Annotated in this window: 20 protein-coding genes; 14 read left to right on the top strand and 6 right to left on the bottom strand. The window is 61.4% G+C overall.

Annotation, left to right across the window (positions count from 1 at the left end):
* Positions 1–5 precede the first annotated feature (5 nt).
* The 4 genes from ACW7G5_RS00195 to ACW7G5_RS00180 all read left to right on the top strand — a co-directional run bounded on the left by ACW7G5_RS00195 (position 6) and on the right by ACW7G5_RS00180 (position 2,300).
* Entirely contained in the window at positions 6–176 is a 171-nt protein-coding gene (locus ACW7G5_RS00195) for a hypothetical protein (protein ID WP_457000788.1), read from the top strand.
* Between the two features lie 91 nt (positions 177–267).
* Entirely contained in the window at positions 268–1,209 is a 942-nt protein-coding gene (locus ACW7G5_RS00190) for a DegV family protein (RefSeq protein ID WP_457000786.1), read from the top strand.
* A 65-nt stretch (positions 1,210–1,274) separates the two neighbouring features.
* The gene (locus ACW7G5_RS00185) at positions 1,275–1,616 is read left to right on the top strand and encodes a hypothetical protein (RefSeq protein ID WP_457000785.1); all 342 of its coding nucleotides are present in this window, start codon (positions 1,275–1,277) and stop codon (positions 1,614–1,616) included.
* A 3-nt stretch (positions 1,617–1,619) separates the two neighbouring features.
* Positions 1,620–2,300: a Dph6-related ATP pyrophosphatase gene (locus ACW7G5_RS00180; protein WP_457000783.1), complete on the top strand. Its 681-nt coding sequence runs from the start codon at positions 1,620–1,622 to the stop codon at positions 2,298–2,300.
* 76 nt (positions 2,301–2,376) lie between these two features.
* Here ACW7G5_RS00180 and ACW7G5_RS00175 read toward each other — a convergent pair whose 3' ends face one another.
* From ACW7G5_RS00175 to frmR, 6 genes are all read right to left on the bottom strand, one after another.
* Complete coding sequence (locus tag ACW7G5_RS00175) at positions 2,377–2,811, bottom strand: hypothetical protein (protein ID WP_457000781.1); 435 nt, start codon at positions 2,809–2,811, stop codon at positions 2,377–2,379.
* A gap of 64 nt (positions 2,812–2,875) precedes the next feature.
* The gene (locus tag ACW7G5_RS00170; protein ID WP_457000780.1) at positions 2,876–3,199 is read right to left on the bottom strand and encodes a putative quinol monooxygenase; all 324 of its coding nucleotides are present in this window, start codon (positions 3,197–3,199) and stop codon (positions 2,876–2,878) included.
* Between the two features lie 219 nt (positions 3,200–3,418).
* The gene (fghA, locus tag ACW7G5_RS00165) at positions 3,419–4,252 is read right to left on the bottom strand and encodes an S-formylglutathione hydrolase (protein WP_457000778.1); all 834 of its coding nucleotides are present in this window, start codon (positions 4,250–4,252) and stop codon (positions 3,419–3,421) included.
* Positions 4,253–4,309: 57 nt separating this feature from the next.
* Positions 4,310–5,014 (bottom strand): nucleoside-diphosphate sugar epimerase, encoded by a 705-nt coding sequence (locus ACW7G5_RS00160; RefSeq protein ID WP_457000776.1) that lies wholly within the window; start codon positions 5,012–5,014, stop codon positions 4,310–4,312.
* A 10-nt stretch (positions 5,015–5,024) separates the two neighbouring features.
* Complete coding sequence (locus ACW7G5_RS00155; RefSeq protein WP_457000774.1) at positions 5,025–6,134, bottom strand: S-(hydroxymethyl)glutathione dehydrogenase/class III alcohol dehydrogenase; 1,110 nt, start codon at positions 6,132–6,134, stop codon at positions 5,025–5,027.
* Between the two features lie 69 nt (positions 6,135–6,203).
* Positions 6,204–6,479 (bottom strand): formaldehyde-responsive transcriptional repressor FrmR, encoded by a 276-nt coding sequence (gene frmR, locus ACW7G5_RS00150; RefSeq protein ID WP_457000772.1) that lies wholly within the window; start codon positions 6,477–6,479, stop codon positions 6,204–6,206.
* Positions 6,480–6,685: 206 nt separating this feature from the next.
* On the opposite strand from frmR, the gene ACW7G5_RS00145 reads away from it, so the two are divergent.
* The 10 genes from ACW7G5_RS00145 to pglX (ACW7G5_RS00100) are packed head-to-tail and all read left to right on the top strand — an operon-like array spanning position 6,686 to position 18,125.
* Positions 6,686–6,883 carry a helix-turn-helix domain-containing protein gene (locus ACW7G5_RS00145; RefSeq protein WP_457000770.1) on the top strand — a complete coding sequence of 66 codons (198 nt, stop codon included), beginning with the start codon at positions 6,686–6,688 and terminating at the stop codon, positions 6,881–6,883.
* Positions 6,880–7,494: a DUF1819 family protein gene (locus tag ACW7G5_RS00140; protein ID WP_457000769.1), complete on the top strand. Its 615-nt coding sequence runs from the start codon at positions 6,880–6,882 to the stop codon at positions 7,492–7,494. Before ACW7G5_RS00145 ends, ACW7G5_RS00140 begins: the two co-directional genes overlap by 4 nt.
* Complete coding sequence (locus ACW7G5_RS00135) at positions 7,491–8,120, top strand: DUF1788 domain-containing protein (RefSeq protein WP_457000767.1); 630 nt, start codon at positions 7,491–7,493, stop codon at positions 8,118–8,120. The genes ACW7G5_RS00140 and ACW7G5_RS00135 overlap by 4 nt, the downstream gene beginning before the upstream one ends.
* Positions 8,121–8,128: 8 nt before the next feature.
* Positions 8,129–11,692, top strand: coding sequence for a BREX system P-loop protein BrxC (gene brxC, locus ACW7G5_RS00130; protein WP_457000765.1), 3,564 nt, complete (start codon positions 8,129–8,131; stop codon positions 11,690–11,692).
* Positions 11,693–11,701: 9 nt separating this feature from the next.
* A complete protein-coding gene (gene dinD, locus ACW7G5_RS00125; protein ID WP_457000763.1) occupies positions 11,702–12,562 on the top strand; it encodes a DNA damage-inducible protein D in 861 nt (286 codons plus the stop codon).
* Positions 12,562–14,358: a BREX-1 system adenine-specific DNA-methyltransferase PglX gene (gene pglX, locus ACW7G5_RS00120; RefSeq protein WP_457000761.1), complete on the top strand. Its 1,797-nt coding sequence runs from the start codon at positions 12,562–12,564 to the stop codon at positions 14,356–14,358. Before dinD ends, pglX (ACW7G5_RS00120) begins: the two co-directional genes overlap by 1 nt.
* A gap of 8 nt (positions 14,359–14,366) precedes the next feature.
* Positions 14,367–15,524, top strand: coding sequence for an AAA family ATPase (locus ACW7G5_RS00115; RefSeq protein ID WP_457000759.1), 1,158 nt, complete (start codon positions 14,367–14,369; stop codon positions 15,522–15,524).
* Complete coding sequence (locus ACW7G5_RS00110; protein ID WP_457000757.1) at positions 15,521–16,060, top strand: hypothetical protein; 540 nt, start codon at positions 15,521–15,523, stop codon at positions 16,058–16,060. The genes ACW7G5_RS00115 and ACW7G5_RS00110 overlap by 4 nt, the downstream gene beginning before the upstream one ends.
* Before the next feature lie 11 nt (positions 16,061–16,071).
* A complete protein-coding gene (locus tag ACW7G5_RS00105) occupies positions 16,072–16,362 on the top strand; it encodes a hypothetical protein (RefSeq protein ID WP_457000755.1) in 291 nt (96 codons plus the stop codon).
* The gene (gene pglX / locus ACW7G5_RS00100; RefSeq protein WP_457000753.1) at positions 16,359–18,125 is read left to right on the top strand and encodes a BREX-1 system adenine-specific DNA-methyltransferase PglX; all 1,767 of its coding nucleotides are present in this window, start codon (positions 16,359–16,361) and stop codon (positions 18,123–18,125) included. Before ACW7G5_RS00105 ends, pglX (ACW7G5_RS00100) begins: the two co-directional genes overlap by 4 nt.
* Positions 18,126–18,129 lie beyond the last annotated feature (4 nt).

Here is an 18,129-nt window from a genome sequence, read left to right as displayed (position 1 = left end):
CCGCAATGCATCCTGTCCTGGTCGAAATCATCGCCCGCCCGGTCGGCTGGATGCTGATCGCCGGCACGCTGATCATGATCGGCATCGGCATCGGCGTGCCGCTGTTCATCCGCCATCGGGAACGCCTCGAAGCCGAGGAGGCCCGGCGCCGGGGTGATCCGACCCCGGACCGCTGAGGCCACGGAGGGTGTGTCGCGTCGCACCCGGAGCGTGACCACCGGCACGCCTCGTGCGAGGATCGGGTCGTCCTTCCAGGAGCCCAGCCAGATGCGCATTGGCCTCGTCGTCGATTCAGCATGTGACCTGCCAACAGAGTTCCTCGAACGCGAGCAGGTCGAGCTGTTGCCCATCACCGTCCGCATCGGCGACGCGGTCCACGCCGACCATCGCGACGAAGCCCGGACCCTGGCCTTCCTCGAGTCGCACATCGCCGAGCGCGGCGCCAGCGCCGAGACCATTCCCTACACGCCCGAGCAGATCCGCGACCTGTTCCTCGAGCGCCTGGTGGTCGACTACGACTACGTCTTCTGCATGACCATCACCGGATCGCGCAGCCCGATCTTCGCCAACGCGCAGAAGGCGAGCTACATGATCCTCAACGACTACAAACAGCCGCGTTCCGCCGCGGGCAACAACACCCCGTTCGCGCTGCGCGTGATCGACACCCGCAACCTGTTCTGCGCCCAGGGCATCCTGCCGGTGGAGGCCGCGCGCCTGCGCGCCGCCGGCGAGCAGCCACTGCGCATCCGCACCCGCCTGGAAGAGCTCGCCAACAACACCTACGGCTACCTGGTGCCGCGCGACCTGTACTACATCCGCAACCGCGCGCGTGCCAAGGGCGACCGCAGCGTGAGTCTCCTCAGCGCCGCGCTGGGCACCGCGCTGGACATCAAGCCGGTGCTGCGCGGATACCGCGGCGAGACCGGGCCGGTGGCCAAAATCAAGGGCTTCGATCCGGCGGTTGAGAAGATGTTCGACTTCTCCGCCCGGCGCGTGCAGGCCGGGCTGATGACCCCGACGGTCACCCTCTGCTACGGCGGCCAGCTCGACGAGATGCGCGCCCTGCCGGGCTACGACCGCCTGCGCAACGCCTGCGCCGACCAGAACGTGGACGTGTTCGAGAGCGTCATGAGCACCACCGGCATGGTCAACGTCGGCCGCGGCGCGGTGGTGGTGGGCTTTGCCGCGAAGGAGCACGCGTTCGCATGACGAACGCAACGCGCGGTTAACGGCCGGAGGCTAAGCTTGGCGCATCGCCACCCGACGGATGCCCCATGGCCACCCGCTACTTCATCGCCATTCCCGACCCCGCCGCCGCGCGCGCAGCGGGCGAATTCCCCTTCACCGCACAGGGCGCGGACGCGTTCGCGCGCGAACTGCAGGAGGCACTGCGCGGCGACGGCCTGTTCGAACGCTGGCGCGCCACCCAGGACGAGCCTGACGAAGTCGACCCGCTGCTCGGCGCCACCGACCCCGCGGCCAGCGTGGAAGGCGTGCAGCGCGAAAAGCGAGTCGAGCTGGCGGCCAGCACCAGCCTGCGCGGCGACGTGTTCAAGCACCGCATGCGCCTGTTGGCCGGCAGTGCCTGGGAGCTGCGCGACGTCCGCGCCGGCTGAGCCGTGACCCGGCCCCGCGCACTGCTGGCCTGGAGCGGCGGCAAGGACGCGGCCTGGACGCTGCACGCCATGCGCCAGCGCGACGATTTCGACGTGGTCGGGCTGATGAGCACGATCACCGAAGGCCACGAGCGCGCGTCGATGCAGGGCATCCGCGTCGACGTGCTGCGTGCGCAGGCCGCGAGCGCTGGACTGCCGTTGCTCGAATCACGGATACCGCAGGACTGCGACAACGCCCGCTACGAAACTGCGTTCGCCGCCACGCTGGACGAGGCGCGCGCGCATTGGCCGGGCATCACCCACATCGCCTTCGGCGACCTGCTGCTGGCCGACATCCGCGCTTGGCGCGAGGCGCTTTGCGCGCGGCTGGGCTGGACCGCCGCGTTTCCACTGTTCGGCCGCGAAACCGCTGAGCTGGCGCGCGAAATGATTGCCGGCGGGCTGCGCGCAACACTGTGCTGCGTCGACACGCAGCAGCTCGACGGCACCTTCGCCGGGCGCGACTTCAACAACGCGCTGCTCAGCTCCCTGCCCGCCGCCGTGGACCCCTGCGGCGAACACGGCGAATTCCACACCTGCGTGGCGGACGGTCCGATGTTCGCAGTCCCTGTCGCACTGCGACGCGGCGACACGGAACTGCGCGACGCACGCTTCGCCTGCACGGACTTCCGGCTAGCGACCTGATGCGGCGCCAGGAGGCATTGGCGCTTTCCGTGGCAAAAAGCTCTTGCTCTTCCGCGGCGTTCGCAGCCGGACAGACTCAACGCAGGATGTGGCGGGCGGACATGCGGCGCGCGAAGAGCCACAGGGCGATCGCGATCGCCACCAGCAACACGGGGAAGCCGAGGCTTGCGACGCCACCGAGCGACCAGGCCGGCGTGACCGCGTAGCTGGCCAGGACCTGCAGCACCAGGGCCACCAGTGCGACGAGGTAGACCGGCACGGCCCAGCGCCGCCGCAGCAGCAGGCCCAATGAACCGATGACACCGCCGATGGTCGCCACGCCGTAGAAGATGTACAGCCAGGCGGGCGCGGCCTCGTAGATCGCGCGCCGGTCCGGCGGCATGGCCTCCAGCGCCTCGGCCGGCATCGCCAACTGCATGCCGAAGGCGGCCACCCCGACCAGGTTCCACAGCAGCGCCAGCACGCCGACTACCCACACGCTGACCGGAACTTTCTTCGAACCTGCTTCCATGACGCTCTCCCCGAACACGGATACGGGGAAGGGTGCGCCCGTGCAGGTATCCGGGCAAGGGCGCTTACGCCGGCCGGTGCCACTCGCCCAGCGGCACCAGCACCTGCGGCTCGCGCGGACCCTGCAGCAAGTCAGGCAACAGGGCTTCGTACGCACGGCGATACGGCGTGTCCTGCCGCTGCAGGAACGCCTCGACCGAGGGCTCGGCCCAGCGCTCGTACAACGTGAACAGCGTCGGATCCTGCGCATCGACGTGCAGCTGGCAGGACACGAACGCGTCTTCCCGCGACATCTGCTCGATGATCTCCGCCACCGCCCGACGCCACGCATCGACACAATCGGGCTTGACCCGGCACTTCACGTAAAAAACGAGATCCTGGTTCGCCACGGGCACGCCTCCGGTTCAAGAGCGCGCCATTCTCGCGCCGCGCCCCCGCGCTCTGCACGTGCGCGGGTCACAGCTGGAGATATCGGACAGCAGGGAAAAGCTTTGCCACGGATCACGCGGATAAAATCCAATCAAGCAGACGGGGCGCGGAGCTTCGATGCTCTACCTTCTATCTGCTTTTATCCGCGTAAATCCGTGGCAAAAGAGCTCTTCAGCTCTTCACCCGGCCCGAAGCGCCCTCGCATGATGCGCAACGTGGTCGCCGATAAAGCTGGCGATGAAGTAGTAGCTGTGGTCGTAGCCCGGCTGCATGCGCAGTTCCAGCGGATGTCCCGCAGCCTCGCATGCAGCCTGCAGAAGCTGCGGCCGGAGCTGGTTGTCGAGGAACTCGTCGGCGTCGCCCTGGTCGACCAGCAGCGGCAGCCTCTCCTTCGCCGACTTCACCAGCTCGACCGCGTCGTACTGCTTCCACGCCTCGCGGTCGTCGCCGAGATAGGCACCGAGGGCCTTCTCGCCCCACGGTACCTGCGATGGCGCCACGATCGGCGAGAACGCCGACACGCTGCGGTAGCGGCCCGGGTTCTTCAACGCGATGGCCAGCGCGCCGTGGCCGCCCATCGAATGCCCGCTGATCGCGCGGCGATCGGAAGCGGAGGGATCGGCTTCGACCCAGGCCGGCAGCTCGTCGACGATGTAGTCGTACATGCGGTAGTGCATCGCCCACGGATCCTGCGTGGCGTTGACGTAGAAGCCCGCGCCCTTGCCGAGGTCGTAGCCCGGCGCGTCGGCGACGTCATCGCCGCGCGGGCTGGTGTCCGGCGCGACGAGGATGATTCCGTGTTCGGCCGCATGGCGCTGCGCGCCGGCCTTGGTGATGAAGTTCTGCTCGTTGCAGGTCAGACCCGAGAGCCAGTACAGCACCGGGCAAGGACCGTCAGCGGCCTGCGGCGGAAAGTACACGCCGACCGTCATGTCGCAGCCGAGGACCTGGGAGCGGTGGCGGTAGACGTCCTGCCAGCCGCCGAAGCTGGCGCGGTGTTCGATGCGTTCCATGGCATTTCTCCGGAATGGGTTCGTGTGTGCAAAGAGGAATGGCGGCGTTGCGACGGTTCAGCCCTGCGCCGCGCCTTGGCCGTGCGCCGCGCCCTGCATGCTGGCCGAGTCGAGGACGTGACATCCGCGTGCCTGCTGAACGGCAGTCACCAGCGCGGCCGCGACGTCCTCCGCGGCGATGGCGCGCAAGCGCGCCGGGATCACGGACCGCAGCCAACGGTCCAGGCTTGCGACCAGCTGCTCGCCGCGGCGGCGTGGCTGGCCCAGCCGGTCGCGGTCGCCCAGCAACAGCGACGGTCGTGCGATCACCAGGGTGTCGAGAGGCAGTGGAGACAGCGCGTCCTCAAGCTCCCCCTTGACCCGGCTGTAGAACACGCGCGAGGCGGGGTCCGCACCCATCGCGCTGACCAGACCAATCCGCCGCGCGCCCGCGGCCAGCGAGGCCTGGGCCACCGCGAGGTTGGCGTCGAAGTCGACCGCACGGAACGCCTCCTCGCTGCCCGCCACCCGAATCGTGGTGCCGAGCGCCAGGTAGGCCTCGTCCAGCGGCACCAGCGCCGGCAGGCGGTCGAACGCGATCACATGGACCTGCAGCTTCGGGGCCTTCAACGCCAGCGGCCGACGCACCAGCGCGTGTACCTCCGCAATGCCCGGGTCAGCGCACAGGCGCGCGACCAGCGCGCGCCCGACCAGCCCGCTCGCGCCGGCGACGAGCGCGACCCGCCCGCGCGTGTTCTGGCCGGTGTCGTCGTTGGTGCGCATGTCCGTTGCGTCAGTAATGGATGACGGTCCGGATCGACTTGCCTTCATGCATCAGGTCGAAGGCTTCGTTGATCCGCTCCAGCGGCAGCGTATGCGTCACGAACGGCGCCAGCTGGATGTCGCCGCGCATCGCGTCCTCCACCATGCCCGGCAGCTGCGTGCGCCCCTTCACTCCGCCGAACGCCGTGCCCAGCCACTTGCGGCCGGTGACCAGCTGGAACGGACGCGTGCTGATTTCCTGGCCTGCACCGGCCACGCCGATGATTACGCTCTGGCCCCAGCCGCGGTGCGCGGATTCGAGCGCGGCGCGCATCACGTTGACGTTGCCGATGCACTCGAAGCTGTGGTCCACGCCCCATTCGGTCATTTCCACGATCACCTGCTGGATGGGCCTGTCATGGTCCTTCGGGTTCACGCATTCGGTCGCGCCCATCTGCTGCGCGAGCTCGAACTTCGACGGATTGGTGTCGATAGCGATGATGCGCCCGGCCTTCGCCTGCTTCGCGCCCTGGATCACCGCAAGACCAATCGCGCCGAGGCCGAATACCGCGACCGTGTCGCCTTCCTGCACCTTGGCCGTGTTGTGCACCGCGCCGATGCCGGTGGTCACGCCGCAGCCGAGCAGGCAGACGTGCTCCGGGTTCGCGTCCGGGTTCACCTTGGCCAGCGAGACCTCGGCCACCACCGTGTATTCGCTGAAGGTCGAGCAGCCCATGTAGTGGTAGACCGGCTCGCCGTTGTAGCTGAAGCGCGTGGTGCCGTCGGGCATCACGCCCTTGCCCTGGGTCGCGCGCACGGCCACGCACAGGTTGGTCTTGCCGCTCTTGCAGAACAGGCATTCGCCGCACTCGGCGGTGTAGAGCGGGATCACATGGTCGCCGGGCTGCACGCTGGTGACGCCCTCGCCAACTTCCACCACGATGCCCGCGCCCTCGTGCCCAAGCACCGCCGGGAACACGCCTTCCGGATCGTCGCCGGACAGGGTGAAGGCATCGGTGTGGCAGAGCGCGGTGTGGGTGATCTTCACCAGCACTTCGCCCTTCTTCGGTCCCTCCAGGTCGAGCTCGACGATCTGCAGCGGCTTTCCGGCTTCAAACGCGACGGCGGCACGGGTCTTCATGGCGATACTCCTGCAATGCACGGTGTGTGGGGGAAGCGACGCAGCGCGCCGCGGTTCATGGGTGGAGGCCTATTTGAGATAGGAGCGGATCAAACCGGTCATCTCGGTGACGCGCGCCTGGCGATCATCCTGGTCGGTCGCGGGCTGGCCGAACTGCTCGCGCAGGTGCGACTCCAGAACCTCGCTCATCAGCCCGTTCACCGCTCCGCGAATGGCCGCGATCTGCTGCAGCACCGGTGCGCAGTCGGCGCCGGCCTCCAGCGCGCGGTCCAGCGCATCGCACTGGCCGCGGATGCGCCTTATGCGGGCCAGAACCTTCTTTTTCTCTTCCGGCGAGTGCGGCATGGCGGGCTGCGGGAACTATAGTGGGGGGTAGTATACGGACAGATGGCGCGTTAGGCGAAAACCATCGCCGCAACTCCGCCATTGACTTGCAGCCCGGCGATTCGACTGGCCCACCGTCCCCCGCCCGAAGATCGCGTCCAAACAGACAAATAGCGGGTAAGACTGGCACAAAATGCTAGTCTTACGGCCGTCAAAGGGGATCTGATATGTCTGACCGCTGGCTCTCCGCCGAGGAGATCGCCGAGCATCTCGGCGTAACCAAAGACACCATCTACGTCTGGATATCCAGCAAGGCGATGCCTGCACACAAGGTGGGGCGGCTTTGGAAGTTCCAGAAGCTGGAAGTGGATGACTGGGTCAAGTCCGGTGGCGCGAGTGAGCCGAGCGAGGCGACCGGCCCATGAGCCCAGAGCGCTACCGCTTGTCCTTCACGACTGGAGGACTGTTTTTGCAAGAATCCGTGCTCGTCACCAGCCGATACCGCGAGCTCCACGACTGGAAGGCGACGCGCGATGAGGTGCGCAGCGGGAATCTGCTGCAGGTCCGAACCGCAGCCGCCTCGCTGCGCATCAGCAAGGAAATCATCGCCCGCCTGGAACACCTCTCGGAAGCCGAGCTGGTGCGTCTTCTGGATGGCAGTGAGCGTGAACGCGCTTACCTACTGTGGTCAGCAGTTTGCCGCCGCTACGCCTTCATTCGGGACTTCGCCACCGAAGTACTCCGGGAACATTATTTGACGCTGCGCCGCGAACTTCCTTTAAGCGAGTTCAATGCGTTTTTTCACCGCAAGTCTGCGGAGCAGGATGCTATCGAGAGCACCGCCGTTTCCACACAGGCAAAGTTGCGCCAGAACCTTTACAGGATGATGCGCGAGGCAGATCTGCTTTCGGACCAGTATGTAATCCAACCTGCGATGCTGACACCGGGCCTCGCCAAGCTACTGGCCCGTCAGGACCAAACCGACCTCAACGTGTTCCCCCTGGCCGACACCGATATCAAGAGACTGCTGCAATGACGACCAGGATCGGCAAACGACCACTGGCGGACCGCTTCGATCACCTGGTTGCCGTGATCAGCAGTCAGCGCTTCCTGAAAATGGAAAGCCTCAACAACGACATCCCGTTCTTCATCTGTGATTACCGGGCGGCTGAGGCCGTGGAGATGGCGAAGCTTCAAAGGCAGCTGATCAACCGGCTTGGCCAAAACGGCGTGCGCGTGCTGGAGATCAATCTCTATGACCTGTCCTTCGATCTGCTCCAGGCCCGCGGAGGAAGCGACGACCGATCAATCTGGGACCAGGTGGTCGAGGAAGAACCCGGCTGGAGCAAGGAAAGCCTGCTGGAGTTGCTGCAGAACGTATTGGATCCACGGGAACACCTGATCCCCGAAATCGCCAGGCGAATCAGCGTGGAACCACATGACGTGCTGTTCCTGACCGGCATCGGTGAAGTGTTCCCGTACCTGCGCTCGCACAACATCCTCAATAACCTGCAGAGCACCGCCAAGGACCGTCCGACGGTCATGTTCTTCCCCGGCGGCTACCAGCATTCGCAGGAACAGGGCACCTCGCTGAACCTGTTCGACCAACTGCACGACGACAAGTACTACCGCGCCTTCAACATCTTCGACATCCAGGTATGAGGACAAGCATGGAACTCAACGCCATTTTCGAGCGGCCGGTCGGTCGCCCCATCGAGGGCGTGATCAAGGCTGACGACGAAGCCAGCCTGCGCACCGAGATCGAGGAGTACGTGCTCACCGATGAAGTCGCCAAGCGGCTGGGTTCGTTCCTGGATGCGTACAACAACTACCAGAACGCCAATGGCGTCTGGATCTCGGGCTTCTTCGGCTCGGGCAAGTCGCATCTGCTGAAGATGCTGGCGCTGCTGCTGGAGGACCGCAGCATCGATGGCGCCAGCGCGCTGCAGCTGTTCCTGCCCAAGATCCCGGCCGACGATGAGTTCCTGCGCGCCGAGCTGAAGCGAGCGGTCGCCATCCCCTCGCGCAGCATCCTGTTCAATATCGACCAGAAGGCGGACATCATCAGCAAGACGCAGTTCGATGCGTTGCTGGCAGTGTTCGTCAAGGTGTTCGACGAGATGTGCGGCTACTTCGGCAAGCAGGGCTATATCGCCCAGTTCGAGCGTGATCTCGACAGCCGCGGTCAGTACCAAGGGTTCAAACAGGCCTACCAGCAGCTTGCCGGAAAGTCCTGGGAGCGCGGGCGCGAACAGGCGCTGCTGGAGTCGGGCAACATCGCCAAGGCCTATGCCCAGGTGACCGGTGAAGACGTTGCCGCGGCTAAGGGCATCCTCGACAAATACCGGGCCCAGCACAGCGTGTCCATCGAGGACTTCGCCAACCAAATCAACGACTGGCTGCAGCAACAGCCGCCCAACTTTCGGCTGAACTTCTTCGTCGATGAGGTCGGCCAGTACGTTGCGGACAACACCAAGCTGATGACCAACCTGCAGACCGTGGCCGAAAGCCTGGCCACCAAGTGCAAGGGGCGCGCCTGGGTCATCGTCACTGCGCAGGAGGACATGAACGCCGTCATCGGTGAGATGAGCAAGCAGCAGAGCAACGACTTCACCAAGATCCAGGCGCGCTTTGCCAACCGCATGAAGCTTACAAGTGCCGACGTGGCCGAGGTGATCCAGAAGCGTCTGCTGCTCAAGAACGAAGTCGGCATCACACAGCTGACCGCCGTCCACGCAGAGCAAGCCAACAACTTCAAGACCTTGTTCGACTTCACCGATGGCTCGCAGAGCTACAAGAACTTTCGTGACGCCGACCACTTCGTCAACAGCTATCCGTTCATTCCCTATCAGTACGAGCTGTTCCAGGCCGCAATCCAGGGCCTGTCGCTGCACGAGGGCTTCGAAGGCAAGCACAGCTCGGTCGGCGAACGCTCGATGCTGGGCGTGTTCCGCGAGGTGGCGATTGATATCGCCAGGCAGCCGGTTGGCCATCTGGCCACGTTCGACAAGATGTTCGAGGGCATCCGCAGCGCGCTCAAGACCGGTATCCAGGGCGCCATCATCAGCTCGGAGCGGCAGCTGGAAGACGACTTCGCCAAGCGCCTGCTCAAGGCGTTGTTTCTGGTCAAGTACGTCAAGGGCTTCAAGGCCACCGCACGCAACCTCGGCATCCTGATGCTGGAGCGCTTCGACGAGGACATCCCCTCGCTGCGCAAACGCGTCGAGGCTGCGCTCAACCTGCTGGAGCAGGAGACTTTCATCCAGCGCAGCGGTGATCTGTACGAGTACCTGACCGACGAAGAAAAGGACATCGAGAAAGAGATCAAGGACACCGAGGTCGAGACTGCCGATGTCATGGCCGAACTGGAGAAGCTGGTCTTCGACAACGTAATCAAGCAACGCAAGGTCCGCTACGACAACGGTCAGGACTACTCGTACTCGCGCAAGATGGATGACCGCCTGGCCGGGCGCGAGCACGAGCTGGCGATCCACGTCATCACCCCATTCATGGATGGCTCCGAGAACGAGACCATCCAGCGCATGCAAAGTATGGGGCGCGATGAGCTCCGCGTGGTATTGCCGCAGGACGATCGCCTGATGCGTGACCTGCTGATGCATCGCCGCACCGAGAAGTACATCAAGCAGAACATCTCGGTAGCGCAGCAGGACGCGGTCAAGCGCATCCTGGAAAGCAAGAGCAGCCAGAACCGCGAGCGGCTGGCCGATCTTGAAGACCGGGTCAAGCAACTGCTGGGCAAGGCGCGTTTGATCATCAATGCCGCCGACGTGGACATCGGCTCCGAAGACGGCCAGAACCGGGTGATGAAGGGCTTCCACCAGTTGATCGAGGCCAGCTACCCCAACCTGCGCATGTTGCGCGGCATCGCCTTCAGCGAAAGCGATGTCGGCAACTATCTGAAGAACTCCCAGAACGGGTTGCTTGGCAACGATGCCACGTCATTGGGTGAAGCCGAGCAGGATCTGCTGGCGCACATCCAGAGCAATGCGCGCGGCGGCGTGCGCACCACCATCAAGAGCCTGCTGGAGCGCTTTGCACGCAAGCCCTACGGTTGGTACTACGCGGCCATCCTGTGCAACCTGGCGTTGCTGTGCGCGCGCGGCAAGCTGGAGGTGCGCAGCGACGGCAACGTACTGGAAGGCGATGCGCTGGAACGTGCGCTGCTCAACACCGCCATCCACGGCAACGTGGTGCTGGAGCCACAGGTCGAATTCAGCGCCTCGCAGGTGCGCGCGCTCAAGGACTTCCATGCCGACTTCTTCAACGGCCCGGCCAAGGCCACGGAAGCCAAGGCCTTGGCCCGCGAGACCATCGATGGACTCAAGAACCTGCAGCTGGAGCTGGCCGAACTGCATGGACAAGGTGGTCAGTTTCCGTTCCTGCATGCGCTGGCTGGCGTGCAAGTCACCTTGAAGGAAGTCGCAGGCAACAACCCAGCCTGGTTCCTGACCGAACTGTCGCGCGCGTCCGACAAGCTGCTTGACCTCAAGGAACAGGTCATCGACCCGATCCGCAAGTTCATGGCCGGCCCGCAGAAGGCCATCTACGAGCAGGCCAGCCATTTCGTGCAGGCGCAGGAGGACAACTTCTCCTATGTGCCGGGCGACGAAGTGGAGCAGATCCGCGCGGTGCTGACGGACACGACCATCTACAAGGGCAATCACCTGCAGCAGATCAAGGGCCAGCTGGAGTCATTGCAGCAGAAGGTCGACCAGCAACGCTTGCAACAGGCCGGTGAAGCGACTGCCGCTGTCGATGCACTGGAACTCAGGTTGCTGGGCATGAGCGAGTTCACGGCCTTGGCGTCGCCCCAGCAGGCACAGATGATCGAGCCATTCGCCAAGACCAGGCTGGCCTTTGCCAGCCACAAGAGCATCGCGATGATCCGTGATCTGCGTCGGCGCTTCGAGGATGTGACCTATCCGGAATTGCTGAGCCAGCTGAAGCTGTGGTCTCAAGCCGCTTCGGCAGCGCCCAATCCAGTAAACGCATCCAGCGATGACATCGAAGGGCCCAACCCGCCTTATCCCGTTGGCCCCGTGGGCCCATCCAAGGTCCCTGTTGCCGATCCGCATCTGATTTCCGCCCGCGCCATCCCGGTCGGCTTCGACAAGGTCTGGCTGGCGGACGAGGCAGACCTGGACCGCTATCTCGCCAACCTGCGCGCCGCGTGGTTGAAAGAAATCCAGGCTGGCAACCATGTGCAGATTTGAGGACGCGCCATGAGCTTCGAGATCGTTAAACGACTGCAACCCCAGTTTGATGCGATGGCGCAAACCATCCCGGACGAGAACATTGAGTTCTGGTACGCCCGTGACCTGCAGGAGCCACTTGGCTACGCCCGCTGGGAGAACTTCCTGACCGCGATCAATCGGGCCATACAGGCATGTGAATCAACGGGTTACGATCCTGACGACCATTTTCGTGGCGTCACGAAAATGGTCCGTCTCGGCAGTGGATCTGAACGAGGCATCCAGGACTTCATGCTGACCCGCTACGCCTGCTACCTGGTCGCCATGAACGGCGACCCGCGCAAGGAGTCGATTGCGTTCGCGCAGAGCTACTTTGTCAGTCAGACCCGCAAGCAGGAGCTGATCGAGGATCGCATGCGTCTGCAAGCGCGCATGGAAGCACGCGACCGGCTCAAGGAGTCGGAAAAGACGCTGTCGCAAAATATCTATGAGCGGGGCGTAGACGATGCTGGATTCGGACGTATCCGTTCCAGCGGCGACACCGCCCTGTTCGGCGGGCACAGCACCCAGGCGATGAAGGGCAAGCTCGGCGTCGCTCTGGCGCGGCCGCTGGCCGACTTCCTGCCCACCTTGACCATTGCCGCCAAGAATCTCGCCACCGAGATGACCAATCACAACGTCCAGCAGGCCGACCTGCAGGGCGAGTCGGCGATTACCCACGAGCACGTCCAGAACAACCACAGCGTGCGCGGCATGCTGGGTCAGCGTGGCATCAAGCCTGAGCAACTACCGGCTGAGGAAGATCTCAAGAAACTGGAGCGGCGGGTCAAGTCCGATGAAAAGAAGCTGCAGAAGCAATCCGGCAAGCTGCCTTCGCCCGGGAACGATTGATGGACACCACCAAGCTCAAGAAATTCGCCCAACACGCTCGCCGCCTGCTGCTGGAACAGATCCGCACCAAACTGACGTTTGTCCTGGAGCCCAGCAGCGCGGCGCGTCGTGAAAACGCCAAGGCGGTTGCGGACCTGGAAAAGAAGATCAAGGAAGCCGGCCTCGACCAGGTCGTGGACAAGGTCGCTTACACCTGGTTCAACCGCTTCTGCGCGCTGCGCTTCATGGATGTCAACGGCTACACCCGCATCCGCGTGGTGTCGCCCGCCGACGAAGGTCAGTTCCAGCCGGAGATCCTGGCCGAGGCCAAGATGGGCCATATCGACGAGGATCGTGTGCCCGAACCCGCACGTCGTCAGATCACGGCCCTGCTCAGCGGCGCGGCCACCAGTCACGACCCGCAGCAGGAGGCTTACCGCTTGCTGGTGGTGGCCGAGTGCAACCGCTTCCACCAGGCCATGCCGTACCTGTTCGAGCGCATCGCCGACTACACCGAACTTCTGATGCCCGACGACCTGCTGTCTGGCAATTCCGTGCTGGCCTATACCCGCGAGGCGATGACGCCCGACGCGTGCAAGGACGTGGAAGTCATCGGCTGGCTGTACCAGTTCTATATTTCCGAGAAGAAGGATGAAGTCTTCGACGGGCTGAAGAAGAACCGCAAGATCACGCCGGAAAACATCCCCGCTGCCACCCAGTTGTTTACCCCGCACTGGATCGTGCGCTACCTGGTCGACAACTCGATCGGCCGGCTGTGGATGCTCAATCATCCCGAATCCAAGCTGGTCGGACAGATGGCGTACTACATCAAACCGGAACAGCCGGAGACGGACTACCTCAAGATCGCCCGCCCCGAAGACATCCGTATCTGCGACCCGGCCTGCGGCTCCGGCCACATGCTCACTTATGCGTTCGACCTGCTGTACGCCATCTACGAGGAAGTGGGCACTGACGCCAACGAGATCCCGGAAAAGATCTTCACCCATAACCTTTATGGAATCGAGCTGGATGATCGTGCCGGAGAGTTGGCGGCCTTTGCCCTGACCATGAAGGCGCGCGCGAAGCAGCGGCGCTTCTTCAGCAAGGCCATTGAGCCGAATATCTGCGTGCTGGAGAAGATCAGCTTTCGCCCGGAAGAACTTCATGAGTACATGGCGGTAGTGGGGCGCGACCTATTCACCCTGGATCTGCGCGAGACGCTGCAACAGTTCGAGGAGGCGGACAACTTCGGCTCGTTGATCCAGCCGGCGTTGCGCAATGTGCAGGAAGTACTGCCACTGCTGGAAGCCAAGGACATGGGCAGCAACCTGTTTCTGGCCAACACCCACGCCAAGGTGTTAAAGGTGTTGCGTATGGCGGACTACCTGAGCACTAAGTATCAGGTTGTGGTGGCCAATCCGCCGTATATGGGCGGCAAGGGCATGAACGGGCGGCTGGGGGCTTGGGCCAAGCAGAACTATCCCAGCAGCAAGTCCGATCTGTTCGCCATGTTTATCGAGCGCAATCTTGAGCTGGCATTGCCTGCAGGAGCGGTGGCCATGATCACCATGCAGAGCTGGATGTTTCTGTCGTCATTCGAGGCGCTGCGAAATCGGATCTTGGGGCGGCACACTATTGTGTCGATGGCGCATCTGGGCGCGCGTGCGTTCGACAGTATCAGCGGTGAGGTGGTCTCGACGACAGCCTTCGTGTTGGAGAACCAGCATAGACCGGAGTATCGGGGCGCATATGTGCGTCTTGTGGATGGGAATTCCGAGGCGGAGAAAGCCGCGATGCTTGAGGGGGCAATTCCGTGATTACGCGCTTGGAGCTGTCCAACTTCACCAGCTTTGACGAATTCGGAATCGATTTCTCACCCAAGATCAACGTGATCATCGGCGAGAACGGATCTGGCAAAACTCACCTGCTCAAGGCCGCTTATGGCCTATGCGCCGGCGCGCCGCTCTACAAGAACAAGCCGGACGCCACAAAGGATGAGCTGGCGGCCGTACTGACCAATAAGCTGGTGAGGTTGTTTATGCCGTTGGATGACAACCTGGCCAGATTGCGTCGCAATGGTGCAAAGACGCCTGCCCAATTGGTTGCCCGATTTGCGTCGGGCGCAGAAGTGTCCGGCACGTTCAACGTGAGATCGAAATCATTGAAGGTCAAGGAGGACGCTCTCTACAGGGGTAGCCTCGGCGAAGCCACCTTTATCCCGACCAAGGAAGTGCTTTCCCTTGTGAAAGGGATGACAGATCCAGCCCATGATGAGCGCACGGTAGAACTTATCTTTGATGCAGGTTACGTGGATCTTGCTCAGGCCCTGATGCGCCAAGGCACGGACGATCCTGAGGATAAGGTCAATCAGGACCCACGGTTCGCGGCCATTGTTCCCAGTCTGGTAAATCTGATCGGTGGCAGGTATCGACTGGAGAATGGGGGGTTCTGTTTTCAAGCGGGTGAATATATCGAGAAAGCTTCGACCAAAGGTTCATCCACCAAGGCAGGCCAGACTTTCAAGGATGCGGTTTGGGAGTTTCGGGCAAGCACCGAGAAATCTCTGTCCAGCGGTATGACGGCTGAAGGCTTCAGAAAGATCGGTGTTCTCTATCGTCTGCTGAGTAACGGAGCCCTGGATCCAGGTAGTAGCGGCCCTCTCTTCTGGGACGAGCCCGAATCCAATCTCAATCCCAGGCTGATGAAGCATTTGGTAGAGGTTCTGCTGGAGCTTTCCCGCAACGGTCAGCAGATCATTCTGGCTACCCATGATTACGTCTTGCTCAAGTGGTTTGATCTGCTGATGGACAAAGGCAAGGACGACCATGTGCGCTTCCATGGTCTGTATCGCGATTCCGCACATGGCGGAGTCATGGTAAGCAGTGCGGATGATTACAACTTGGTTGGAAGGTCGGCCATTTCGGATGCCTTCGCCGAACTCTATGACGAAGATGTAAAGCGTGCCTTGGGAGGCGTTGGATGATCAATTACAGGGCTGAAGAGAACGCTGAATTGCTTTTCACATTTCCCGATGAGCTGAGATGGGATGAGCTTGATAAGCAGGGTATCCGTCTACCGATGAAGATGAAGTTTGTAGATATTGTGATTGAGCGGGAAGAGGACGTGCTCTTGATCGAAATTAAAGATCCGTCCCACTCCAGAAGTCCAGAAAAAGAACGAGATAGCTATTTAAAACGGTTGTCTGACAACTCTGTCCTGACACAGGAATTGACGCCTAAGGTGCGAGATTCCTATCTGTTTATGCATCTAATGGAGAGGGATGGAAAGCCTTTCAAGTATGTAGTTCTAATTGGGCTTGATGCATTCGACTCAGAAAAGCAGAAGGCACTCTTGTTTGGCTTCAAGGATCGTTTGATGGCTGACATTCGTTGCGAAACAGTAGATCCCTGGAAGCGTAAGCATATTGAAGATTGTGTTGTGCTTTCGGTGGACGGCTGGAATCAAGTCTTCCCAGACTGGCAGATTCAACGCTTGGCGCATGCAGCGGCGGTGGTGTAATGACTTGCACTGTGAGAATCAAGGTCGCAGCGCTAGGTATTCATGCCTACATCATTCAATGCCATGACCGTCAGTATGGCGACAGTCGCATCCGCGCACCGCACAAGGACAGGTGGAAGCGCGACGTGCTGTGCGTCAAGGGCGGAATCACCGATGACTGTGTAATGGGAGAGACAGATATTCTGGCGCTCCGCCAGTTCCAGAGCAGCCACCGTTCACCGAGTAAGCCATTCAAGCCGGTGTCGAATGGGTTTGAGATCAACTATGACCGCAAGGTGCTGCCGGCGGGAGAGGCAACGTGAACAATAATGATAAGGCCAATGATGGGGATGGAATGGGGAATATTTTTTTTCGTGCTTCGGCGGTAAATCTAAAAAAAATTCCGGGAAGTCCGATTGTCTATTGGATCTCCGATTCATTCAGAAAGGCATTCACAATGCCACCGTTGGGATCTCAGTTTCAAACGAGGCTTGGGCTTTCGACAGCCAACAATGATCTATTTCTAAAGTGTTGGCACGAGGTCTCGCTTCTTAAAATTGGCTTTCACTCAATAAGCCGTATCAATGCGCAGAGCGATGGTCGGAAGTGGTTTCCATACGAGAAGGGCGGTCCTTTTCGGAAATGGTACGGAAATCATGATTTTGTCGTTAATTGGGAGAACGATGGAGAGGCTGTCAGAAATTTCGGGGCTGCCGAGGGCCGGATAAGGTCACATAACTACAATTTAGATTTTATATTCAAGCCGGGGATTACTTGGTCGGATGTAACTTCTGGTGCAAACGCTTTTCGCAGCATGCCGAACGGGTTTCTCTTTGATGGGAGAGGCTCATCCGGATTTGTTAGCGATAGAAAATTTTTTGGCGAGACATTTGCATTCCTTAATTCAAAGGTAGCCTCGCATGCAATTTCTATGGTAAATCCCACAATAGTGGTAAATGTAGGCGAGATAGCAAGACTTCCCTATCCAGAAGTAGAGCAAGAAGCGCGCAGTAGGTTGGATGCCTCAGTAGGGAAACTGATAGATATCCATAAAGACGACTGGGACGCCTACGAAATTTCATGGGATTTTCTATTTAATCCGCTTCTGCAGACTGGATTTCAACAGCTGCTTCTCCAAGATGCATACCATCAGCTTTGCTCTCAGTGGAAAGTAACAGTGCTTGATGTCAAGAGCATCGAAGAAGCAAGCAATTGCATATTTATCGATGCATACGGCTTGCAGGATGAGCTAGAGCCTGGAGTTGCGCTCAGCGAAATCACTCTTGACTGCAACCCGCACTACCGCTACGGCGGCGATAAGACCGAGCCTGAGCTGGAGGCACTTTTACTGGCCGATACCATGCGCGAGTTCCTCTCCTACGCGGTCGGCTGCATGCTCGGCCGCTACAGCCTGGACAAGCCCGGCCTAGTGCTGGCCAATCAGGGCGACACGCTGGCCGACTACCTGTGTCAGGTGCCGCAACCGACCTTTACGCCCGACGCCGACAACGTGATCCCGCTGCTCGACGGCGAATGGTTCAACGACGACATCACCGAGCGCTTCCGCAGCTTCCTGCGTGTGACCTTTGGCGAAGCGCATTACGACGAGAACCTGCAGTTCATCGAAGACGCACTGGGCAAGGACCTCCGAAGGTTCTTCCTCCGGGACTTCTACAACGACCATGTCAAACGCTACAAGAAGCGTCCGATCTACTGGCTGTTTTCCAGTCCCAAGGGCAGCTTCAACGCGCTGATCTACCTGCACCGCTACCGCCCCGACACGGTCAGCGTGGTGCTGCAGTACCTGCGTGATTTCCAGGAAAAGCTGGCTGGCGAACGCAAGCGGCAGGAGCAGATCAGCATCAGCGCCTCGGCTAGTCAGTCTGAGAAGACCCGCGCGCTGAAGAGCATCGACGACCTCAAGAAGACCCTGACCGAACTCGATGACTACGAGCGCGACGTGCTGCACCCGCTGGCGACGCAGCAGATTGCGATCGATCTGGACGACGGCGTCAAGGTCAACTACCCGAAGTTCGGTGCGGCGTTGAAGAGGATTGTCGGGCTGGAAGCCAGGGAAGAGGAGTAAGTAC

This window comes from Luteimonas sp. A501 (assembly GCF_054052085.1).
This window is presented reverse-complemented; position numbering and strand designations above follow the sequence as displayed.

What these genes read in the sequence shown, in the direction of transcription:
- ACW7G5_RS00135 (WP_457000767.1), top strand. Translation starts at nt 7,491, where the DNA reads ATGACGACCAGGATCGGCAAACGACCACTGGCGGACCGCTTCGATCAC.
- ACW7G5_RS00175 (WP_457000781.1), bottom strand. Translation starts at nt 2,811, where the DNA reads ATGGAAGCAGGTTCGAAGAAAGTTCCGGTCAGCGTGTGGGTAGTCGGC.
- fghA (WP_457000778.1), bottom strand. Translation starts at nt 4,252, where the DNA reads ATGGAACGCATCGAACACCGCGCCAGCTTCGGCGGCTGGCAGGACGTC.
- ACW7G5_RS00155 (WP_457000774.1), bottom strand. Translation starts at nt 6,134, where the DNA reads ATGAAGACCCGTGCCGCCGTCGCGTTTGAAGCCGGAAAGCCGCTGCAG.
- dinD (WP_457000763.1), top strand. Translation starts at nt 11,702, where the DNA reads ATGAGCTTCGAGATCGTTAAACGACTGCAACCCCAGTTTGATGCGATG.
- ACW7G5_RS00160 (WP_457000776.1), bottom strand. Translation starts at nt 5,014, where the DNA reads ATGCGCACCAACGACGACACCGGCCAGAACACGCGCGGGCGGGTCGCG.
- frmR (WP_457000772.1), bottom strand. Translation starts at nt 6,479, where the DNA reads ATGCCGCACTCGCCGGAAGAGAAAAAGAAGGTTCTGGCCCGCATAAGG.
- ACW7G5_RS00185 (WP_457000785.1), top strand. Translation starts at nt 1,275, where the DNA reads ATGGCCACCCGCTACTTCATCGCCATTCCCGACCCCGCCGCCGCGCGC.
- ACW7G5_RS00145 (WP_457000770.1), top strand. Translation starts at nt 6,686, where the DNA reads ATGTCTGACCGCTGGCTCTCCGCCGAGGAGATCGCCGAGCATCTCGGC.
- ACW7G5_RS00195 (WP_457000788.1), top strand. Translation starts at nt 6, where the DNA reads ATGCATCCTGTCCTGGTCGAAATCATCGCCCGCCCGGTCGGCTGGATG.
- ACW7G5_RS00140 (WP_457000769.1), top strand. Translation starts at nt 6,880, where the DNA reads ATGAGCCCAGAGCGCTACCGCTTGTCCTTCACGACTGGAGGACTGTTT.
- brxC (WP_457000765.1), top strand. Translation starts at nt 8,129, where the DNA reads ATGGAACTCAACGCCATTTTCGAGCGGCCGGTCGGTCGCCCCATCGAG.
- pglX (WP_457000761.1), top strand. Translation starts at nt 12,562, where the DNA reads ATGGACACCACCAAGCTCAAGAAATTCGCCCAACACGCTCGCCGCCTG.
- ACW7G5_RS00110 (WP_457000757.1), top strand. Translation starts at nt 15,521, where the DNA reads ATGATCAATTACAGGGCTGAAGAGAACGCTGAATTGCTTTTCACATTT.
- ACW7G5_RS00190 (WP_457000786.1), top strand. Translation starts at nt 268, where the DNA reads ATGCGCATTGGCCTCGTCGTCGATTCAGCATGTGACCTGCCAACAGAG.